Source organism: Falsiruegeria litorea R37, from assembly GCF_900172225.1.
GTDB lineage: Bacteria > Pseudomonadota > Alphaproteobacteria > Rhodobacterales > Rhodobacteraceae > Falsiruegeria > Falsiruegeria litorea.
Window position 1 is genome coordinate 91834 of the sequence record NZ_FWFO01000004.1, and the last position, 19522, is coordinate 111355.

Annotated in this window: 20 protein-coding genes; 10 read left to right on the plus strand and 10 right to left on the minus strand. The window is 59.6% G+C overall.

All coding sequences use genetic code 11. The features are described from left to right. The first annotated feature begins 183 nt into the window (after positions 1-183). Together TRL7639_RS18525 and TRL7639_RS18530 are read left to right on the plus strand one after the other, a co-directional pair. Positions 184-1902: a tetratricopeptide repeat protein gene (locus tag TRL7639_RS18525; protein ID WP_110647183.1), complete on the plus strand. Its 1719-nt coding sequence runs from the start codon at positions 184-186 to the stop codon at positions 1900-1902. Beyond that, complete coding sequence (locus tag TRL7639_RS18530; protein ID WP_085797371.1) at positions 1892-2713, plus strand: 4-(cytidine 5'-diphospho)-2-C-methyl-D-erythritol kinase; 822 nt, start codon at positions 1892-1894, stop codon at positions 2711-2713. Before TRL7639_RS18525 ends, TRL7639_RS18530 begins: the two co-directional genes overlap by 11 nt. On the opposite strand, the gene TRL7639_RS18535 is transcribed toward TRL7639_RS18530, so the two are convergent. Further along, positions 2706-3704 (minus strand): polyprenyl synthetase family protein, encoded by a 999-nt coding sequence (locus TRL7639_RS18535; RefSeq protein WP_085797372.1) that lies wholly within the window; start codon positions 3702-3704, stop codon positions 2706-2708. The genes TRL7639_RS18530 and TRL7639_RS18535 overlap by 8 nt on opposite strands. A gap of 56 nt (positions 3705-3760) precedes the next feature. Between TRL7639_RS18535 and TRL7639_RS18540 the strand changes: the two genes are divergently transcribed. The 3 genes from TRL7639_RS18540 to TRL7639_RS18550 all read left to right on the plus strand — a co-directional run bounded on the left by TRL7639_RS18540 (position 3761) and on the right by TRL7639_RS18550 (position 5025). Beyond that, entirely contained in the window at positions 3761-3976 is a 216-nt protein-coding gene (locus TRL7639_RS18540; RefSeq protein WP_085797613.1) for a putative signal transducing protein, read from the plus strand. A 52-nt stretch (positions 3977-4028) separates the two neighbouring features. Next, positions 4029-4748, plus strand: a complete 720-nt coding sequence (locus tag TRL7639_RS18545; protein WP_235820455.1) for a tRNA1(Val) (adenine(37)-N6)-methyltransferase — start codon at positions 4029-4031, stop codon at positions 4746-4748. A gap of 112 nt (positions 4749-4860) precedes the next feature. Then, entirely contained in the window at positions 4861-5025 is a 165-nt protein-coding gene (locus TRL7639_RS18550; RefSeq protein WP_085797374.1) for a YdcH family protein, read from the plus strand. Here TRL7639_RS18550 and yddG read toward each other — a convergent pair. The 9 genes from yddG to TRL7639_RS18600 form a co-directional block, all read right to left on the minus strand. Next, positions 5022-5888 carry an aromatic amino acid exporter YddG gene (gene yddG, locus TRL7639_RS18555; RefSeq protein ID WP_085797375.1) on the minus strand — a complete coding sequence of 289 codons (867 nt, stop codon included), beginning with the start codon at positions 5886-5888 and terminating at the stop codon, positions 5022-5024. The two genes, TRL7639_RS18550 and yddG, sit on opposite strands and share 4 nt — an antisense overlap. Beyond that, positions 5885-6832, minus strand: a complete 948-nt coding sequence (locus TRL7639_RS18560) for a transcriptional regulator GcvA (protein WP_085797376.1) — start codon at positions 6830-6832, stop codon at positions 5885-5887. The genes yddG and TRL7639_RS18560 overlap by 4 nt, the downstream gene beginning before the upstream one ends. 306 nt (positions 6833-7138) lie before the next feature. After that, positions 7139-7861, minus strand: coding sequence for an acetoacetyl-CoA reductase (gene phbB / locus TRL7639_RS18565; RefSeq protein WP_085797377.1), 723 nt, complete (start codon positions 7859-7861; stop codon positions 7139-7141). 187 nt (positions 7862-8048) lie between these two features. Beyond that, positions 8049-9224: an acetyl-CoA C-acetyltransferase gene (locus tag TRL7639_RS18570; protein ID WP_085797378.1), complete on the minus strand. Its 1176-nt coding sequence runs from the start codon at positions 9222-9224 to the stop codon at positions 8049-8051. Positions 9225-9409: 185 nt separating this feature from the next. Continuing rightward, a complete protein-coding gene (locus TRL7639_RS18575) occupies positions 9410-10249 on the minus strand; it encodes an EAL domain-containing protein (RefSeq protein WP_085797379.1) in 840 nt (279 codons plus the stop codon). Positions 10250-10544: 295 nt separating this feature from the next. Then, entirely contained in the window at positions 10545-11477 is a 933-nt protein-coding gene (locus TRL7639_RS18585; protein WP_085797381.1) for a sterol desaturase family protein, read from the minus strand. After that, positions 11474-11860 carry a hypothetical protein gene (locus tag TRL7639_RS18590; protein WP_085797382.1) on the minus strand — a complete coding sequence of 129 codons (387 nt, stop codon included), beginning with the start codon at positions 11858-11860 and terminating at the stop codon, positions 11474-11476. Before TRL7639_RS18590 ends, TRL7639_RS18585 begins: the two co-directional genes overlap by 4 nt. Before the next feature lie 59 nt (positions 11861-11919). After that, on the minus strand, positions 11920-12249 hold the full coding sequence (locus TRL7639_RS18595; RefSeq protein ID WP_085797383.1) for a hypothetical protein: 330 nt from the start codon (positions 12247-12249) through the stop codon (positions 11920-11922). A gap of 168 nt (positions 12250-12417) precedes the next feature. Beyond that, the gene (locus tag TRL7639_RS18600) at positions 12418-12996 is read right to left on the minus strand and encodes a TlpA disulfide reductase family protein (protein WP_085797384.1); all 579 of its coding nucleotides are present in this window, start codon (positions 12994-12996) and stop codon (positions 12418-12420) included. A 22-nt stretch (positions 12997-13018) separates the two neighbouring features. Here TRL7639_RS18600 and argH point away from each other — a divergent pair, with 22 nt between their 5' ends. From argH to TRL7639_RS18625, 5 genes are all read left to right on the plus strand, one after another. After that, positions 13019-14410: an argininosuccinate lyase gene (argH, locus tag TRL7639_RS18605; RefSeq protein WP_085797385.1), complete on the plus strand. Its 1392-nt coding sequence runs from the start codon at positions 13019-13021 to the stop codon at positions 14408-14410. Then, complete coding sequence (locus TRL7639_RS18610; protein WP_085797386.1) at positions 14407-14589, plus strand: hypothetical protein; 183 nt, start codon at positions 14407-14409, stop codon at positions 14587-14589. The genes argH and TRL7639_RS18610 overlap by 4 nt, the downstream gene beginning before the upstream one ends. Before the next feature lie 131 nt (positions 14590-14720). Continuing rightward, a complete protein-coding gene (locus TRL7639_RS18615) occupies positions 14721-15557 on the plus strand; it encodes a formylglycine-generating enzyme family protein (protein WP_503089930.1) in 837 nt (278 codons plus the stop codon). A gap of 81 nt (positions 15558-15638) precedes the next feature. Next, on the plus strand, positions 15639-16904 hold the full coding sequence (gene lysA, locus TRL7639_RS18620; protein ID WP_085797388.1) for a diaminopimelate decarboxylase: 1266 nt from the start codon (positions 15639-15641) through the stop codon (positions 16902-16904). A 66-nt stretch (positions 16905-16970) separates the two neighbouring features. Continuing rightward, complete coding sequence (locus tag TRL7639_RS18625) at positions 16971-19520, plus strand: TIGR02302 family protein (RefSeq protein WP_085797389.1); 2550 nt, start codon at positions 16971-16973, stop codon at positions 19518-19520. Positions 19521-19522: the final 2 nt, after the last annotated feature.

Consider the following 19522-nt stretch of genomic DNA (forward strand, 5'->3'; position numbering starts at 1 on the left):
AAAAACCTCCTCCCGTTGGGCCGGGCCGCGCTGCGCGCGGCAGTTGGCGCCCTCGGACGGTATCGAGTATAGAGAACGATGGGCAAAAACTCGTCACTGTCTGCCATGTGAAGCGCTGTAGGATTGCCTCTGGGCGCATGACGGCCTAGCTTTAGCGCAAGCTCATGAGAAAAAGGCAGGTCTTTGGTGTTTTCCTTCGTTCGTACTGCGGCAGCCGTCGCATTGGCCGTATCGCTGACCATCCCGACCATTGCGCAGGCAGAAACCGGGGCCGGATCATATCTGGCCGGACGGCAGGCCATCTATGACAGCGATTTTGCGGCCTCGGCGCGGTACTATACCCAAGCTCTGATGAGGGATCCCAAAAACCCCGTCCTGATGGAAAACGTGATTCTGTCGCAACTGGCCTTGGGGCAGGTGGATCGTGCTTTGCCCGTGGCCCAAACACTCGAGGCGTTGGGGCTGGGCAGTCAGATGGCCTCTATGGCCATTGTCGCCAACCTGATCACCGAAGAAGCCTATGATGAGCTGATCAGTCGAACCGAAGGCGAGCAAACCGTTAGCCTTTTGGTGGACGGGTTGTTGATTGGCTGGGCCCACATGGGTGCAGGATCGGTCGGCAAAGCGCTGGCGCAGTTCGATACCTTGGGGGATGAGGCCGGTTTGCGGGGGTTCGCACTTTATCACAAGGCGATGGCGCTGGCATCGGTCGGCGATTTCGAAGGTGCGGATGCGATCTTTGCGGGCGACGGTGGTGAGCAAGCGAGGCTCACCCGCCGAGCGATTTTGGCCCATGTCGAGATCTTGTCGCAGCTGGGGCGTAACGACGAGGCGCTTGAATTGATGGCCGATGTCTTTGCGGGTCGTTTCGACCCAGGCCTGACCGAGGTCGCTGACCGGTTGGCGGCTGGAGAAACCCTGCCGTTTATTCAGGTTCGCAGTGTGCGGGATGGCATGGCAGAAGTTTTCTTTACCATAGGCGCAGCGCTCAGCGGCGAGGCATCGGATGATTATGCCCTAATTTATTCTCGGATGGCCGGGTATCTTCGCCCCGACCACAATGATGCTTTGCTTCTTAGCGCGGGTTTGTTGGAAAACCTGGGCCAATATGATCTGTCGGTCGATACCTACAAGAGCATCCCCGAGGATAACCCCGATCACTTTGCAGCCGAGCTGGGGCGGGCGGAGGCGTTGCGCCGTTCAGCCAAGCCCGACGCAGCCATCGAAGTTCTGGAACAGCTGACTCGAGAATACCCGGAACTTCCTTCAGTTCATTCCGCTCTTGGCGACCTGTTGCGCCAGCAAGAGGATTATTCCGCAGCGGTAAAGGCCTATGATAAGGCACTGGATTACACCGAAGAGGAGGCAACCAACCGCTGGTTTATCCTCTATGCCCGTGGGATCAGCCATGAGCGCCTGAAGCAGTGGCCCCAGGCCGAGGCTGATTTCCGTACTGCGCTGGAGCTGGAACCAGATCAGCCGCAGGTTCTCAACTACCTGGGTTATTCTCTGGTCGAGAAGCAGGAAAAGCTGGATGAGGCGCTGTCGATGATTGAACGCGCGGTCGCTGCGCGCCCTGACAGTGGCTATATCGTCGACAGCCTGGGTTGGGTTTTGTTCCGTTTGGGCCGTTATGAAGAGGCAGTGGGCCACATGGAGCGCGCGGTCGAGCTAATGCCGATCGATCCGGTGGTCAACGATCATCTGGGTGATGTCTATTGGGCGGTGGGCCGCACCCGCGAGGCCGAGTTCCAGTGGAGCCGAGCACTGTCCTTCATCGACCCCGAGGACACCGACAGCGAGGCCGATCCTGAACGCATCCGTCGCAAGATGGAGGTGGGCTTGGACGAGGTTCTGGCCGAAGAGGGCGCTGCACCGCTGCAGGTGGCCAATGACGGCTGAGGCGCTGGCGCCGGCCAAGGTCAATCTATCGCTTCACGTGACCGGCCGTCGCGATGATGGCTATCACCTGCTGGATTCCATCGTTGTCTTCGCCGATTTCGGTGATCGCCTGCGACTGACCCCGGGCGGGGCGTTGTCTTTGGCTGTGGATGGCCCGTTCTCGGACGGGGTTCCAACGGATGACCGCAATCTGGTCTGGCGCGCGCTTGAAGGCGCTGGATGGACTGGCCAGGTGGATTTGCACAAGGCCTTGCCGCATGGCGCGGGCATCGGCGGTGGTTCCTCGGACGCCGCCATGGCATTGCGCCTGCTGGCGGATCAGGGGGGAAACATCCCCGATGGGTTACCGCTCTCATTGGGTGCAGATGTTCCTGTTTGCATGCATGCACGTGCCGCGCGAATGCAGAGCATCGGCGAGCGGATCACACCAATGAACTTGCCCACGCTTCCAGCGCTGCTGGTCAATCCGGGCGTCGCCGTTCCCACGGGTGGAGTGTTCTCGGGCCTTGAGAGCCGCGACAATGCGCCAATGCCGGATCGCGTGCCCGAATTTGCGGGGGTCGAGGACTGCGCTGATTGGCTGTTGGACCAGCGCAACGACCTGGAGCCACCTGCCATGCATGTCGCGCCCGAGGTCGAGCGCGTCCTGTCCGACCTGCGCAACACGCGCAATGTTCTGTTGGCGCGGATGTCAGGCTCGGGGTCAACCTGCGTTGCGCTTTATCCAACGATAAAGGCCGCGCATTTCGCGGCCTATGTGATCGGCGCCGAGCACCCTGATTGGTGGTGCGTCGCAACGCAACTCAGTTGAGGCGCGACACCACGTAATCGGCCAGATCGCGCAGCATGGTGCGGATCTCATGGTCGGGCAGTACATCCAGCGCTGCCTTGGCCTTGGCTGCCCAACCATTGGCGTCATCGCGTGTAGCGTCCAGCGTGCCATATTTGGCCATAAGCGCCATCGCGTGTTCCAGATCGCCCTCTTCCTGACGGCCCTTTTCGATGGTGCGCTCCCAGAACGTACGTTCATCAGCAGTGGCCTGAGCCACGGCCTTGATCACCGGCAGCGTCAGTTTGCGCTCGCGGAAATCGTCGCCGACGTTTTTGCCTGTGGCTTTGCTGTCGCCCTGGTAATCCAGTAGGTCATCCGCGATCTGAAAAGCTATGCCAAGCGCGTCGCCATAGTCATAGAGCGCCTGCACCTGCTCGTCTGACGCGTTCGCAATCACGCCGCCCACTTGGGTTGCTGCCGAAAACAGTGCTGCCGTCTTGCCGCGCACAACCTGCAAATAGATGCTTTCATCCGTTTTCAGATCGGTGGCCGCAGTCATCTGCAGCACTTCGCCCTCGGCAATCGTGGCCGAAGCATTGGCGAGGATGTCCAGAACCTGCAACGAGCCGGTTTCCACCATCAGCTGGAAGCTGCGCGAAAACAGGTAGTCGCCCACCAGAACCGAGCTTTTGTTGTCCCACAGCAGGTTGGCAGTGGGACGGCCTCGGCGTTGTGCGCTCTCATCCACCACGTCATCGTGCAGCAGGGTTGCGGTGTGGATGAACTCTACTGTCGCGGCCAGTCGCAGATGGTGCTCGCCCTCATAGCCGCACAGGCGCGCTGCAGCCAGTGTCAGCATAGGGCGCAACCGCTTGCCGCCAGCGCTAACCAGATGCGCTGTCACTTCGGGAATGCGAGGGGCATGTTCCGACGCCATCCGGGTCTGGATCAACTCGTTGACCGCAGCCATTTCACCAGCCAGCGTTGTGGCCAGTTGCTCATGAGGTTTCGAGACGGTGCTGATATTCATCACACTCCTGCTACAAGGCTCGACATATGCCCCACCTTGCCCTTACATCCGACGTCATGAAGGAACTATTGCGCAGTACCGATCCGACCATCATGGCCTTTGCCTCCGCCCTTCTTGAGGGCGAGGATATAGACTGCTTTCAGATGGACGTAAATATGAGCATCCTCGAAGGAGGCATCGGAATCTTCCCCCGTCGTATGATGGTGCGGGAAGAGGACTATGATTACGCCGTGCGGGTGATGCGCGACAACGAAATCCCCTTGGGCAAATAGGCCCGTGTTTTCTGACGAGCAGTTGACAGAGAATGCCTTTCTAGGGGGGCGTTTGAGCCTTTTGCAGCCCCGTAGTGGCTATCGTGCGGGCGTTGATCCGGTTCTACTTGCCTCAGTTGTGCCAGCCCGCGCGGGCCAGTCGGTGCTAGAGTTGGGCTGTGGGGCAGGGGCGGCCATATTGTCGCTGCTGACGCGAGTCGCAGGGATGCAGGCGCACGGAGTGGAGTTGCAGCCAGAATACGCCGATCTGGCACGCCGGAATGCAGTTCAAAATGACCTTCTGCTCGACGTTACCTGTGCCGACCTGAGCGCATTGCCGGATGCGTTGCGTCAACGGCGCTTTGATCATGTTATTGCCAACCCGCCCTACTATCGCAGCGGCGCGCACAGCCAGGCGCGTGATTTGGGGCGCAGTGTTGCCCTGGGAGGGGACACACCCCTTGCCACTTGGGTCGAGGTTGCTGCGCGCCGCTTGCTGCCCAAGGGGTACCTGCACATCATCCAACGTACCGACCGCCTGCCGGAACTGATCACCGCCTGCGAGGGGCGTTTGGGCGCGCTTGAGGTGCTGCCTTTGGCTGCCCGACCGGGCCGCGCGCCGGATCTGGTGATTCTCCGCGCGCGGAAAGAGGGAAAATCCCCCTTTCGGCTACATGCCCCGAAAATTTTGCACCAAGGCGACCGCCACACGGCTGACGTCGAAAGCTATGTCGCGGAAATCCGGGCGGTTTTGCGTGATGGGGCACCCTTGAAGTGGCCTGACCCAAGGTAAGCGGTTGTTGGCCGATATGTCAGATTGATGACAGTTTCATGCACCTGCAGCGTGACAGACCGATTTTCTTGTGCTCAACTCGTCCGGCATACAATTGAGAAGGAGGATTGCCATGAGCCTGAGCTCGCACCTGACGGAGCTGAAAAAGAAGCACGAGCATCTCAGTCTTGAAGTGGAAGAGGCACAGCGATCACCCGGTATCGACGGGCTGCATCTGGCAAATCTGAAAAAACAAAAACTCAAACTAAAGGAAGAGATTGAGCGCCTGTCAGTCTAACTTGACATGCTGCTGCGGGCCGCAATCACTGCACCGCCCGTGATCAACAAGGCCGCGATCGCCAGAGCCCACGTGGGCGCGGCGATCCCGGCCACCACCAAAACCAGGGTCGACAACAGGGGCGCCGCGTAGGAGCTGGTGCCGAGCATCTGAATGTCCCCGCGCTTTACCCCGATGTCCCAGACGTAAAACGCCAGCCCGACAGGGCCCAGGCCCAAGCCAAGCGTCGAGGCCCAGCCCCATGTGCCTTGCGGCCAAACGGTTTCTTCAACCGCGAAATGCAGGCCCCATGATGCGACAGCCGTGGCGACGCAGAACACCGCAACCGAGCTGGTCGGTACCTCGCCCATTCGGCGCGACAGGACCGAGTAACCTGACCATGTCAGCGCGCACAGCAACGCAAGCATGTATCCGGGTAGAAACTCGGCCTGAAATCCGCCACTGCCGCCACCAAGGATGATCAATGCTGCGCCGGAAAAACCGAAACAAGCCCCGATCAGGTGGCCCACTTTCAGCTTTTCGCCGGGAAGCAATCCCGAGAAAAGCACGATGAGCAGCGGCCAAAGATAGGCAATCAACCCGGCCTCGGCCGCAGGCGCCAGTCTGAGGGCCGAAAAATAGAGTGCGTGATAGCCAAACAGACCGATGGTTCCGAAGACGTAAACTTTGGCCGGAATCGCACACAGTTGCCCAAGGCCGCCGCTGGCGGCGGTCCATATCAACCCCAGTGTCCCGCCGATGGTGAAACAGATCGCGTTCAACAACAACGGTGGCGTGGGCGCGGACCCGACCGTTAACAACGCCAGAAGCGCCCACAGAAGGACTGCGATAAAGCCGATGGCGGTGGCTTGGGATTTGCTCATGCTGGGGAAACGTCCTCGACCGGAATAATATCAAATTCGTCCGAGATGTGGGCGGTCTTGTCAATCTCGCTCACGAACCAGTCGCGAAATGCCTTGACCTGCGGCCTTTCCTCGACACCGGGCAGGCAGAGGAACCGAAAGCGGCCTGTGCTTTCGATTGCGGTTTTGAAGGGGGCCACCAGCCGTCCCTCTTGCAGGTCCTTGATGATCATCGCACGCCGCCCAAGAACGGCGCCAACCCCCGCCACAGCGGCATCCACCGCGTGATCGGCGTTGGAAAAATGCGTGCCGTGCTCGGGGTTGTGCTGCACGCCGACAGCGCGAAACCAAGTGGCCCAGTCACAGGGAGGGCGCAGAAAGGCAATGGAATCGTCAAAGATCAAAGGGGCTTTTGTCAGGCTTTCGGGGGTTGGAAACTGCTCGGCCACTTCGGGGGACATCACGGGGGTCAACCATTCCTTGCGCACCTGGACCGAATACAACCCCTCGTCCGGGCCATAGCCGAACCGGATCGCCACATCCACGTCATCGCGTCGCAGATCGACCATGCGCAGAGTAGCGGAAAAGCTGAGGTCAATGTCAGGATGTTGCCGGGCGAAATCATACAGCCGGGGCGCAAGCCATTTGGCAGTCAACGCTGGCCCCGCGGTGACCGTCAGCGAGGTGTTGTCCTGCAGCCTGCGTGCGGCGCGCCATGCCTCGGTTAGCGTCTGAAAGCCATCCGCCGCACCCGGTGCCAGAGCCCGCCCGGCCTCTGTTAGTTCCACCGCGCGGTTCAGGCGCTTGAACAGCGGCTGACCTAGGTGCTCTTCCAGCGATTTGATTTGAAACGACAAGGCGGCAGGTGTGACATTCAGCTCTTTCGCCGCGTGGGCAAAAGACATGTGACGGGCGGCAGCGTCAAAGGCGCGCAAAGCAGTCAGAGGGGGTAGGCGGTCACTCATATTCGGATCAATTATTCTTAACTGAAGGCAGAAAAAGTCTCGTTTGTACCTTTTCATTTGGTCGCACATATTGGGTGCAAGTCAAGGTAAACTGATCTGAGAAAGGGCAAAGAGATGATCGAGATGACGACAAACCCCGCCGCCCAACGTGCATTCCAGCGTGCACATGCAGAGCGGTCCAAAGCCATCAAGTCGGTGTTCAACTGGCTGTTCGGTTCCCGCTGAGCGCAGCGCGCGCGTTCTTACGGGATTAAAAAAGGGCCGGTCCTGATGGACCGGCCCTTGCTGTTTGTCTGTCGTTTAGGCTTAGACGAAGAACTGTGCGCCGTTGGCCGAGATGGTCGAGCCGTTGACGAAGCCCGCGTCGTCCGCAACCAGGAACGATACGCAGCGTGCGATCTCGTCCGGCTCGCCCAGGCGGCCTGCCGGGATCTGTGCGATGATCGATTCGCGGACCTTTTCGGGAACGGCCATAACCATGTCGGTGCCGATGTAGCCGGGGCAGATGGCGTTGGCGGTGATGCCTGCGCGCGCACCTTCCTGGGCCAGCGATTTGACGATGCCCAGATCGCCCGCTTTGGTCGCGGCATAGTTCACCTGAGCGAACTGACCTTTCTGACCGTTGATCGAGCTGATGACGACGATGCGGCCGAAGTTGCGCTCGCGCATGCCGGGCCAGATCGGGTGCACGGTGTTGAACACGCCGGTCAGGTTGGTGTCGATCACCTGGTGCCACTGCTCGGGGGTCATCTTGTGGAAGGGTGCGTCGCGGGTGATGCCTGCGTTGGCGACGACGATGTCGATCGGGCCTACTTCGGCTTCGACCTTGGCGATGCCCGCTGCCGATTCCTCGTAGCTGGCAACGTTCCACTTGTAGGTGGCGATGCCGGTTTCTTCGGTGAACTGTGCGGCGGCTTCGTCGTTACCTGCATAGGTCGCGGCGACGTTGTAACCATCGGCTTTCAGGCGCTTGGAAATTGCTGCGCCGATGCCGCGCGAGCCGCCGGTGACGAGTGCTGTTCTTGCCATTGAGGAATCCTCCAATTGAATTTGGCGTTGTAATGCTGTTACCCATTGCGCTCGGGATGCGCAATATTCTTTCGCGATGAAATTTTCATGACAGGTGGAAAATTTTGTCGCATTCGGGGTAAGTGACTGGGGTTAAAAGAAAAGGGCGCCGCAGCGGGCGCCCTCTCTATGTTGGATGCGCCGAGGCTTAGTCGCGCTCCACGCACAGGGCAACGCCCATACCGCCACCGATACACAGGGTGGCGAGGCCTTTCTTGGCGTCGCGGCGCTTCATTTCAAAGAGCAGTGTGTTCAGAACGCGGCAGCCCGAAGCACCGATCGGGTGACCGATGGCGATGGCGCCGCCGTTCACGTTCACGATCGACGGATCCCAGCCCATGTCCTTGTTCACGGCGCAGGCTTGTGCGGCAAAGGCTTCGTTTGCTTCGACCAGGTCCAGATCTTCGGGTTTCCAACCTGCTTTTTCCAGCGCCTTGCGCGAGGCATAGATCGGGCCGACGCCCATGATCTTCGGGTCCAGACCGGCTGTGGCATAGGACACGATGCGCGCCAGCGGCTCGATGCCGCGCTTTTCGGCGTTGTCGGCTGACATCAGCAGGGTCGCGGCTGCACCGTCGTTCAGGCCGGATGCGTTGGCGGCTGTGACCGAACCGTCCTTGGTAAAGGCCGGACGCAGTTTCTGCATGGCTTCCATGGTGGCGCCGTGACGGATGTATTCGTCCTTGTCCATCACGATGTCGCCCTTGCGGGTCTTGATGGTGAAGGGGGCGATTTCGTCCGCAAACTTGCCGGCCTTTTGCGCGGCTTCGGCCTTGTTCTGAGAGGCGACAGCAAATTCGTCCTGCATCTCGCGGGAGATTTGCCATTTCTCGGCAACGTTTTCAGCGGTTTGACCCATGTGATAACCGTTGAAGGCATCCCACAGACCGTCGCGGATCATGGTGTCGATGTATTTCATGTCACCCATCTTGTGGCCGGCACGCAAAGTGGCGGCATGGGGCGACAGGGTCATGTTTTCCTGACCACCTGCTGCAACGATGTCCGCATCGCCCAGTTGGATGTGCTGAGCACCCAGGGCAACGGCACGCAGGCCCGAGCCACAAACCTGGTTGATGCCCCAAGCAGCGCTTTCCTGCGGCAGGCCAGCGTTGATGTGCGCCTGACGGGCGGGGTTTTGGCCTTGGGCTGCAGTCAATACCTGACCCAGGATGGTCTCGCTGACCTCGCCCTTTTCGATACCGGCGCGTTCGACGACGGCCTCCAGTACTGCGGCGCCCAGGTCATGTGCGGGGGTGTTCGCGAACGACCCGCCAAAGCTGCCAACACCGGTCCGTGCTGCCGAAGCGATTACTACGTTGGTCATGTGATCCAATCCTTTGCCGTCATATCTTTCGAGAAATGTGACGGCTCAGGTCATCAGAGTCGACCCCAGTTAGACACCGCGCATCTCTCGCTCTCGCAATGCTGACATAGCGGAATGCTGCAGTTGCAGCAACAGACAGCTTGTCTCATGTGTCGCGTGAGAGGATGTTAGCGCAATTTTTGAACTCAGGCCGTTGATTTTTCTTGTTCTGGTTGAGCCCAGTCCGGTTTTACAGTTGGAGCACCGAACAGAAAGCCCTGCAAACAGTCGACCCCGTGCTCGACCAGGAATTCGGCCTCTTCAACCGTTTCGACCGATTCGGCGATGGTGAACATGTCGAATTCGCGGGCAATCGCGATCAGGGCTCGGACGACGGCCTGGTTGTCAGGGTTTTTATTGATCCCGCGAATGAACTGGCCGTCAATCTTGGCGGCGTCAAAGAAAAATTCGCGGAACAGCCGCATGGCGATGTTGCCCGCGCCAAAGTCGTCCAGGGCAAAGGCGATCCCGTGTTCCTGTAACTGGTCCATGAAGTCGATCACCAATTCAGGCACGGTCATGACCGAAGTTTCGTTGATTTCAAGGATCAACCGTTCGCCCAATGTGGGATCCTTTTTCAAAAATCGATGGAGGATCTGAGTCCATTTCTTGAAGCCGATGGATCGAGCGGACATGTTGATCGACAAGCGGATCGTCGGATTCCGAGTAAGGGTACGCAAGCCAATTTGCAGTGCATTGCAATCCAGCTCGCGCCCGATCTCGGTGTTTTCGACCGCGGGCATGAACTCCCGTGCGGGTATCACGCGCCCGGTTTCATCAAGAACGCGAATGAAACCTTCGTAAAAGGCGCGTTGATGGGGCGGTTGTGCCTGCATTACAGGCTGAAACGCCAGCATGCATTGATTGTGCTTGACGGCCTCGGTCGCCATCTGAACCGCTGAGCGGTCCCGCTTGCGGACAGCAGCGTCCAGCGGATTGTCGATTTGCCCCTGGGCGTTGGCCATCATCTTTCGGCGTTGCAGCATTTCTTGTCCCCTTGTCGCCGGGTGCGGATGAACGGGACAAGACTTCGCCAAAATCGTGAAGCATCGGTTAAACAAGCAATTTGAGGAAATTTGTGAGGGATTGACCGCATTCAACGACCAATCCTCAGTATTCACCGGCCAGGGTCAGGTCGGGCGGGTAAATCTCACAGAAATTCAGAGCTTTGACATTTCTTGGAAAAATGCAGGTGTCTTGATGTTCCTGCACATGATTTGAACCGTGACATTTCAATTCAATTTGGCATCAAGCGATGATCACTTTGACACCAAACTGCCCCTATTGCGTAAAGCCAGGCGACCCACGATCCTGGGGATTGCGCGCCAGATGCTTGGCTTTGATGGCCTCCGAGGTGTCGCGGCTGCCATCGTGGCTGTAACCCGGTGGGCCAAATGCATACCTTAAACGCTGGTGCAGGGTCAGGCCGGGTTGGATCACATCCTGGAAGATACCGATCCACTCATGAAAGGCGACCCGTAGCGGGTTGAAACTGCCTAGGTTGTGTACCAGGCCATAGTCGACCTTTTCACTGTCTTGTTCGGGAACGAAGGTGCCGAACATCTTGTCCCAGATGATGAAGACGCCGGCATAGTTGCAGTCCAGATAGCGAGGATTGCGGCCATGGTGTACACGGTGATGGCTGGGGGTGTTCATGACAGCCTCGAACCAGCGTGGCATCTTGCCGATCGCTTCGGTGTGAATCCAGAACTGATAGATCAGGTTCAGCCCGCCGCAAAACAATACGATTGCCGGATGGAATCCCAACAGGATCAGCGGCGCGCGTACGATCATCATGAAGGTGAAAGTGCCGGTCCACGTCTGTCTCAGGGCAGTCGTGAGGTTATAGTGCTGGCTGGAATGATGGTTCACGTGACTGGCCCAGACCCAGCGAATGCGATGCCCGAACCTGTGCACCCAATAGTACCGCAAATCGTCCAGTACAAAGCACAAGATGAACACGCCGATCGATGTGCCCAGATCCAGAGGCGTCAGAGCCCAGAGGAACATGAGAAACCCATAGGCAATAAAGCCCAACAGCAGTCCAGACGCGACACTGCCTGCGCCCATGATCAAAGAGGTCACGGCATCTCGTGTCTCGTACCGTCCCCCTTTTCCTTTGATCGCGATCCAGATGAACTCGGCCAGAATTGCAGCGACAAAGAACGGCACCGCCAGTTGGGTGGGGTCGGGAAAAGAAAGGGTATCTGTCATGTCGCTTGAATCGTTTTGCACCAAGTTTGGCGCTCTTCGGGGGCCAGCGCCACGCGGACGCTTGGGGCGGTGAAATCAGAGAACTTGAAGCGCAGGCCGTGTTTTGTTTCATCCAGGCTAACATCAACTAAGTGACGCGCCACCGTATCCGCACCAAATGACCAGATAAGTCCCATCCCAGCAGATGTTGTCACCAGTGCGGCATGTCCATCCTTTGCCACCATCACATTCGTGACTTGATCGTCGGGGAAATGCCGTACCCAGGCCATGCCTGCGTTGTTCGATGTCAGCCGGGCACGTTTCGATTTGCCGCTCAGATGCAGCATGACAGCAATGGATGCGATGCCGACGACCACAAGGATCAGCAGAATATCGAGTGGCATGGGTCCTCCTGCATCAAAATCTGCGCAAGCTGGACGCTTCTGTCAAAGGTGGCGTGGCGTCAGCCAGGTTGCAACTGTTCCAGAACCATGGGCCGCACAACACGCTCGACAAAGGGCACCAATCCTTCGGACCCTGAACTGCGATCTTTCAGGTGGATAGACACATCCGGGCGTCGACTGGCGATCACGCCGATCAGCGCGCCGCGCACGGAATCGTCCAACCCTGCGCCCATGACGACGCATGTTATCCGGGGTTCAGCTTCAAGCTGGTGGATAACCTCGGCCTGATCATGGGCCCCGAGCCATTCGATGGGTAAATGTTGTAGTTGTTGGGCGACGTTGCCAATCACCTGAGGCAGCCGACCAATCAGAAGCACCACGGGTTTCATGGTTCTCTCCTTCCTTCCAAGTCAGCGCCTGCTCATCTGGCAGGCATGCTCAATATATCACGCTTGGCGTGCACCCTGTTGGGGCATCTTCACTTTGCAGAAAACGCCCCAGAGCGCGAGACAGCGCCGCGCGCCCCGAAATCACTACATGCAAATTCGGTTGGCGTATCAGGAGGTCGTGGCGATAAGCGCTTTGATGATGGATTTGGCGCTCTCGGAATTCCATTGGGCATCACCCAACAAACGGGCGATTTCCTGGCCCTCGGGGTTCAGAATGACCGTGACAGGAAGGCCAAGCACCCGCATCTCCCGCGAAAGGGACATGCCCAGATCCTGATGACGCGGCAGGTTGGTCACCTTGATGTCGTCAAAGAACTTCTGGATCCCAGAAGGAGAGTTGCGCCCGGTGGCAATTGTCAGCACTTCAAAATCGTCACCGCCAAATTCGGCCTGAAGTTCCGAGAACTGCGGCATTTCCTTGCGGCAGGGCGCGCACCAGGTGGCCCAGAAGTTCACCAGCACATATTTGCCCTTATAGTCGGCCAGCGTTTTTTGCCCTTTGCCGTCTTCAAGGTCAAAAGCCTTGTCCGAAACGGGCAAGGGATTGGGCAGGATAATGAGCTTTTTCATACTCCCTTCCCGCAGTGCTTCCAACGCGGGCCGATCCAGTTCAGCGGCGATGGTGCCGGATGGATTTGCGCCCACGGCAAGGGCGGTATAGACGAGGGCCAGCAACAGTTTCTTCATATCCCCTCCGAAGGGTTTCCAGATGACCGACAAGACCTCGAACCAGATGTGGGGCGGCCGCTTTGCCGCCGGACCGGACGCGATCATGGAGGCGATCAACGCCTCGATCGGGTACGATCAGCGGATGGCAGCCCAAGACATTGCTGGCTCGCGGGCCCATGCGGCGATGTTGGCCGCAACAGGCGTCATAACGGATAGTGATGCCGAGGCCATTCGTGAAGGGCTGCTCACCGTATTGTCAGAGATCGAGGGCGGAACGTTTGCATTTTCCACCGCGCTTGAAGACATCCACATGAACGTCGAAGCGCGGCTGAAAGAAGTGATCGGCGAGCCTGCGGGCCGCCTGCACACGGGCCGCAGCCGAAATGACCAGGTTGCGACCGATTTCAAACTTTGGGTCCGCGACCAGCTGGACGCCGCAGAAAGCGGCCTGTTGGCCTTGATCCGCGCGCTTTTGGCGCAGGCCGAGGCGGGTGCTGATTGGGTAATGCCGGGCTTCACGCACCTGCAAACTGCGCAGCCCGTCACCTGGGGTCACCACATGATGGCCTATGTCGAGATGTTTGGTCGTGACCTGTCCCGTGTGCGCGATGCCCGTGCGCGCATGAACGAATCGCCCTTGGGTGCCGCGGCTCTGGCGGGCACATCCTTCCCCATTGATCGGCATATGACGGCCGAGGCGCTTGGTTTTGACCGCCCCGCGGCCAACTCGCTGGACGCCGTATCTGACCGTGACTTCGCGCTGGAATTCCTGTCGACCGCCTCGATCTGCGCCGTGCACCTGTCGCGTTTCGCCGAAGAGCTGGTGATCTGGTCCTCTGCCCAGTTCCGCTTTGTCACCCTGTCGGACCGCTTCTCGACCGGATCGTCGATCATGCCGCAGAAGAAGAACCCCGATGCGGCTGAACTGATCCGCGCCAAGGTGGGCCGCATCTATGGCGCCAATACTGCGCTGATGATGGTGATGAAGGGCCTGCCGCTGGCCTATTCCAAAGACATGCAGGAAGATAAGGAGCAGGTCTTTGACGCTGCCGACAACTGGATGCTGGCGCTGGCGGCGATGGAAGGCATGGTCAAGGACATGACCGCCAACCGCGAGAGCCTGGCCGCTGCCGCAGGCTCGGGCTTTTCGACTGCGACCGATCTGGCCGATTGGCTGGTGCGGGTGCTGGGTCTGCCGTTCCGCGACGCCCACCACGTCACCGGATCGCTGGTGGCCATGGCCGAGGGCAAGGGCTGCGATCTGCCGGATCTGACGCTGGCAGACATGCAATTGGTGCACGCGGATATCACGGATGATGTCTTTGGTGTTCTTGGCGTCGATAATTCGGTAAACTCGCGCATGTCCTATGGTGGCACCGCGCCTGCGCAGGTGCGCGCCCAGATCGAACGTTGGAAAGCGACCCTGTCATGACCCTGATCCGCACCTCTCTTGCTGTTGTCTGTCTTGCAGTGCTGGCAGGATGCGGTGCGGACGGTGAACCCGTGCAGCCGTCCCTGAACGCCCATGTGGGCCTTGGGGGCAGCAGCTCTTACGTCGGTGGCAGCGTGGGTCTCCACCGCGGGCCGTTCAATCTGTATCTGGGATTTTGACGGACCTGCCCTGAACCCGGTCAACACTTAGTGAGCCTGCTTGCCTGCAAAGGTGTTTCTGCGATCTTCGCTTGATGTATCTGGTCGAAAAAGTGGGGCACACAGTGGGTTCAATCAGGTTCCAGGTTGCGATGTTGAAAATCGTATTGCTCCTTGGCACAGTCGGCGCGCCTTTGGCTGTATCCGCTGACACATCGGCACCGTTTCAGGACTGCGAAATATGCCCTGTTATGGTGGAGATCCCCCTTGGCAGCTTTCGTATGGGATCCCCCCTGCAAGAAACACTGCGCGGGCAGGACGAAGGCCCCCAAACAGATGTAACAATCGGCAACAAATTTGCGGTGGCAGCTCATGAAGTCACCGTCAAACAGTGGAACGCCTGCCATCGATCAGGGATCTGTACGTACAAACCCAGTGAGGTCGGAGGGCGCCACCCCCAGGATCCCGTCCTTCATGTCAGTTGGAACGATGCGCAGCAGTTCATATCGTGGCTGAGAAGGGAAACCGGCAAACTTTACCGGCTGCTGACCGAAGCGGAATGGGAATATGCAGCCCGCGCGGGAACGGCAACCCCGTTCCACACAGGCGAAACACTTACGGACAAAGAAGCAAACATTGACAAAGCGATGCCGTATCCCCCGCAACCTGACGGGCCAACACCTGATCCGTTCCGCAAACGCTGGGCCAAACCCGTAGGGCGCTACCCTGCAAACGCTTTTGGATTGTTCGATATGCACGGGAATGCAAGCGAATGGGTTCAAGACTGCTATGAAGCCAACGCCTATGCTCAGTTCCAAGGCTATCCTTCAGCGAATGAGCAGGGCGGCGCGTCCTGTGACCGTGTTGTGCGGGGTGGGGCTTCGCATGCCAGCGGGGCCTTTGCCCGATCTGCAAATCGCCACAGCAATGCGGTCGACGCGCGCACGATTGACGTCGGTATCCGTGTCGGCCTGACGTTGATCGATTGAGGGGGCCTCTGCCATCGCGAAACCGCCACAATGTATGTTTGCAATTGATCACAAACCCCGTTTTGGTCTACTCGCGATCCCATGGACCACTTTCTCTATCGCGACGGCGCGCTTTACGCCGAGGATGTTCCCGTAGCCGAGATTGCCGCAAGCGTCGGCACCCCGTTCTATGTCTATTCCACGGCCACGTTGCTGCGCCATTTCCAGCTGTTCGATGACGCGCTGGAAGGAACGGAACACCTTGTGTGCTACGCGATGAAGGCGGCCAGCAATCAGGCGATCCTGCGCACGCTGGCGCAGGCGGGGGCCGGGATGGATGTGGTGTCCGAGGGAGAATACCGCCGCGCCCGCGCCGCAGGCGTGCCGGGCGAAAAGATCGTCTTTTCCGGTGTCGGCAAGACCGCCCGCGAAATCCGTACGGCTCTGACTGATGGCATTCGTCAGTTCAATGTCGAATCCGAGCCCGAGATGGCGGTGATCAATGCTGTTGCTCTGGATCTGGGCGTGGTGGCCCCGATCACCATCCGCGTGAACCCGGATGTAGACGCCAAGACCCACGCAAAGATCGCCACCGGCAAGTCCGAGAACAAGTTCGGCATCCCGATCTCGCGCGCGTCCGAGGTTTATGCCCACGCCGCATCCCTGCCGGGGCTTGAGGTGATTGGCATCGACGTCCACATCGGCTCGCAGCTGACCGAACTGGAGCCTTTTCGCCTGGCCTACGAGAAAGTGGCTGAACTGACCGAGCAGCTGCGCAGCGAGGGGCACAACATCCGCCGCCTCGATCTGGGGGGCGGTTTGGGCATCCCCTACACCCGCTCGAACGAGGCGCCGCCGCTGCCGGTGGAATATGGGAAGTTGATCAAGGACATCCTAGGTCATCTGGGCTGCGAGATTGAGATCGAGCCCGGCCGTCTGATCGCGGGCAACGCCGGTTTGCTGGTGTCGGACGTGATCTATGTGAAGTCGGGCGAGGGCCGTGATTTCCTGATCGTGGATGCGGCCATGAACGATCTGATCCGCCCCGCCATGTATGAGGCGCACCACGACATCGTCGCCGTGAACGAACCCGCGCCGGGAACCGAGATGCAGCCCTATGACATCGTCGGCCCCGTCTGCGAATCCGGTGATACCTTTGCCAAACAACGCAACATGCCGCCCCTGAAATCCGGCGATCTGATCGCGTTCCGCAGTGCGGGTGCCTATGGCGCGGTCATGTCCAGCGAATACAACACCCGCCCCCTGATTCCGGAAGTTTTGGTGAATGGTGATCAATTCGCGGTTATTCGCCCACGTCCAACCTTTGACGAAATCATAAACCGCGATACCATACCAGAGTGGCTCTGACGCGTTCCCGCGTGGGCCGCTTCATGCGACCCCGTGGGGAGTGATCTGTTGACCGCCAAACCGTCCATGCATCTGCCTATCCCGCGACTGTCCCTGTTGGCGACGCATCTTGGCATGATTGCCGAACAGGGGGTCCGGGCGTTCTGGCCAATGTTTTCTGTTGTGATGACAGCGCTCGCGGCGTTGTTGCTGGGGCTGCATGATCTGGTTCCGATCGAAGCTGTCTGGACCGCTGGTGCTGGTGCCGTGCTCAGCGCCGCCGTCGCATTGGCCTGGGGCGCACGCCGGTTTCACTGGCCTACACGACGGGACGCTCTGGCACGGCTTGATGAATCGCTTCCGGGCCGACCGATCCAGGCGCTGACCGATGCGCAAACCATTGGCGCGTCAGACCCGGCCTCGGTGGCGCTTTGGCAGGCACATCAGCGACGCATGTCGGAACGGGCCGCGCAAGCAGAACCGGTAAAACCGAACCTCAATCTCGCGGCCCGCGATCCCTTTGCCCTGCGGTATGCAGCGCTGTTGCTTGCGTCGGTCGGCGTGCTTTTCGGCTCGGTCTGGCATGTCAAATCCGTGACTGAACTTGCCCCAGGTGGCGCGGCGTTGGCGAATGGACCCTCGTGGGAGGGCTGGGTAGAGCCGCCTCGCTACACCGGTTTGCCATCACTTTATCTCAATGATTTGGACCAGGACACGCTGCAGGTGCCTGAAGGCAGTCGGATCACCCTGCGTTTCTATGGCGAGGTTGGCGCGCTTGGCTTGGCCGAGACGATCACCAGCGCCCCGGTTGAGGGAGAGGGCGACGCTGTGTCCCACGACCTGATCGTTGCGAAATCCGGTTCGGTTCAAATCGATGGGCCGGGCGGCAAGGCCTGGGCGATTCAGATGATCACCGATCAAGCGCCGCAAATATCCGTCGCGGGCGTGATCGAGGCCGAGGCGGGCGGTCAGATGAGCCTGCCGTTCACCGCCAGCGATGATTACGGCGTTGTGTCCGGCAAGGCCCGGATCGAGCTTGATCTGGCAGGCGTGGACCGCCGCTATGGTCTGACAGGTGACCCGGAACAACGCGAGACGCTGGTTGTTGACCTGCCGATGCCGATCGCGGGCGACCGGCGCATGTTCACCGAGGACTTTCTTGAGGATTTTTCGACCCACCCTTGGGCAAACCTGCCCGTGTCCATCACACTGACAGCCGAAGACGCCAAGGGAAACACCGGCGAGGCGATGCCATATGGCGCCTCGTTGCCGGGCAGACGCTTCTTTGATCCGCTGGCTGCGGCGATCATCGAACAACGGCGCGATCTGCTTTGGACACGCGACAACGCCAAACGCGTGTCCCAGCTTTTGCGCGCCATTTCGCACCGCCCCGAAGATGTGTTTCGTTCGGAAACTGTCTACCTGCGCTTGCGCTTCACCCTGCGGCGGCTTGAGACGTTCACCGAATTTGGCCTGCGCCCCGAACAGCGTGACGAGATTGCCCAGTCGCTCTGGGATGTGGCGTTGATGATCGAAGACGGCACCTTGGGCGACGCCCTGGAACGGCTGCGCGAAGCCCGTGAACGGCTTGCAGAGGCGATGAAAAACGGTGCCTCGGATGAGGAGATTGCCGAGCTGATGCAAGAGCTGCGCGAGGCAACCGAACAATATCTGCAACAGTTGCAACGCCAGGCCCAGAACAACGGTGAGCAATCGCCGCAGGATCAGCAGAACGCCGAAAACCAGATGACGCTGAACCAGGACGATCTCCAGCGCATGATGGACCGCATCCAGGAGTTGATGGAACAAGGCCGTATGGCCGAGGCCGAGCAAGCCCTGCGTGAGTTCCAGGAGATGATGGAAAACATGCAGATGGCGCAAGGGCAGCAGGGTCAGGGCCAATCCGAGGGTCAGCAGGCGATGGAAGGGCTTGCCGAAACGCTGCGCAATCAACAGGGCCTCAGCGATCAGGCTTTCCGTGACCTTCAGGAACAGTTCAACCAGGGCGGTCAGTCTGGCCAGAGCCAGCAGAACGAGGGCCGCAACGGTGGTCAGGGTCGCGGGCAAAGCCACGAGGGCCAGCAGGGGCAGGGCCAAGGCAACGGCGACCGTCAGGCGCAACAGGGGCAGCCGGGGGCCGGGGATCAGGGCACTTTGGCTGATCGACAACAGGCCCTGCGCAACGAATTGCAGCGACAGCAGGACAACCTACCGGGCGCGGGCACGCCCGAAGGAGACGCTGCACGCGACTCGCTGGGGCGTGCTGGCGAGGCCATGGAAAACGCCGAAGACGCCTTGCGCCAGAACGACATGGCCGAGGCGATCGATCAACAATCCGAAGCGATGGAGGCCTTGCGCGAGGGCATGCGTTCTTTGGGTGAGGCTATGGCGCAGCAGAACCAGTCGCAGCCGGGCCAAGGCAGTGAAGAGGGTGACATGCGCGCCCAGAACCGCGACCCCCTGGGCCGTCAACAGGGCTCGACCGGATCCATTTCCAGCGAAGACAACATGCTGCAAGGCGACGACGTTTATCGTCGGGCGCGCGAGCTTCTGGACGAAATCCGCCGCCGCGCAGGCGAGGGCGAGCGCCCCGAGGCCGAGTTGGAATACCTCAAGCGTCTGCTCGAACGGTTCTGATC

Bases quoted from the DNA above. Each gene is read 5' to 3' on its own strand.
- TRL7639_RS18560 (WP_085797376.1), bottom strand. From the start codon at position 6,832: ATGAGTGACCGCCTACCCCCTCTGACTGCTTTGCGCGCCTTTGACGCT.
- TRL7639_RS18570 (WP_085797378.1), bottom strand. From the start codon at position 9,224: ATGACCAACGTAGTAATCGCTTCGGCAGCACGGACCGGTGTTGGCAGC.
- TRL7639_RS18610 (WP_085797386.1), top strand. From the start codon at position 14,407: ATGACCCTGATCCGCACCTCTCTTGCTGTTGTCTGTCTTGCAGTGCTG.
- TRL7639_RS18585 (WP_085797381.1), bottom strand. From the start codon at position 11,477: ATGACAGATACCCTTTCTTTTCCCGACCCCACCCAACTGGCGGTGCCG.
- TRL7639_RS18535 (WP_085797372.1), bottom strand. From the start codon at position 3,704: ATGAATATCAGCACCGTCTCGAAACCTCATGAGCAACTGGCCACAACG.
- TRL7639_RS18615 (WP_503089930.1), top strand. From the start codon at position 14,721: ATGTTGAAAATCGTATTGCTCCTTGGCACAGTCGGCGCGCCTTTGGCT.
- yddG (WP_085797375.1), bottom strand. From the start codon at position 5,888: ATGAGCAAATCCCAAGCCACCGCCATCGGCTTTATCGCAGTCCTTCTG.
- TRL7639_RS18575 (WP_085797379.1), bottom strand. From the start codon at position 10,249: ATGCTGCAACGCCGAAAGATGATGGCCAACGCCCAGGGGCAAATCGAC.
- phbB (WP_085797377.1), bottom strand. From the start codon at position 7,861: ATGGCAAGAACAGCACTCGTCACCGGCGGCTCGCGCGGCATCGGCGCA.
- TRL7639_RS18595 (WP_085797383.1), bottom strand. From the start codon at position 12,249: ATGAAACCCGTGGTGCTTCTGATTGGTCGGCTGCCTCAGGTGATTGGC.
- TRL7639_RS18550 (WP_085797374.1), top strand. From the start codon at position 4,861: ATGAGCCTGAGCTCGCACCTGACGGAGCTGAAAAAGAAGCACGAGCAT.
- TRL7639_RS18600 (WP_085797384.1), bottom strand. From the start codon at position 12,996: ATGAAGAAACTGTTGCTGGCCCTCGTCTATACCGCCCTTGCCGTGGGC.
- TRL7639_RS18590 (WP_085797382.1), bottom strand. From the start codon at position 11,860: ATGCCACTCGATATTCTGCTGATCCTTGTGGTCGTCGGCATCGCATCC.
- lysA (WP_085797388.1), top strand. From the start codon at position 15,639: ATGGACCACTTTCTCTATCGCGACGGCGCGCTTTACGCCGAGGATGTT.
- TRL7639_RS18540 (WP_085797613.1), top strand. From the start codon at position 3,761: ATGAAGGAACTATTGCGCAGTACCGATCCGACCATCATGGCCTTTGCC.
- argH (WP_085797385.1), top strand. From the start codon at position 13,019: ATGACCGACAAGACCTCGAACCAGATGTGGGGCGGCCGCTTTGCCGCC.
- TRL7639_RS18625 (WP_085797389.1), top strand. From the start codon at position 16,971: ATGCATCTGCCTATCCCGCGACTGTCCCTGTTGGCGACGCATCTTGGC.
- TRL7639_RS18530 (WP_085797371.1), top strand. From the start codon at position 1,892: ATGACGGCTGAGGCGCTGGCGCCGGCCAAGGTCAATCTATCGCTTCAC.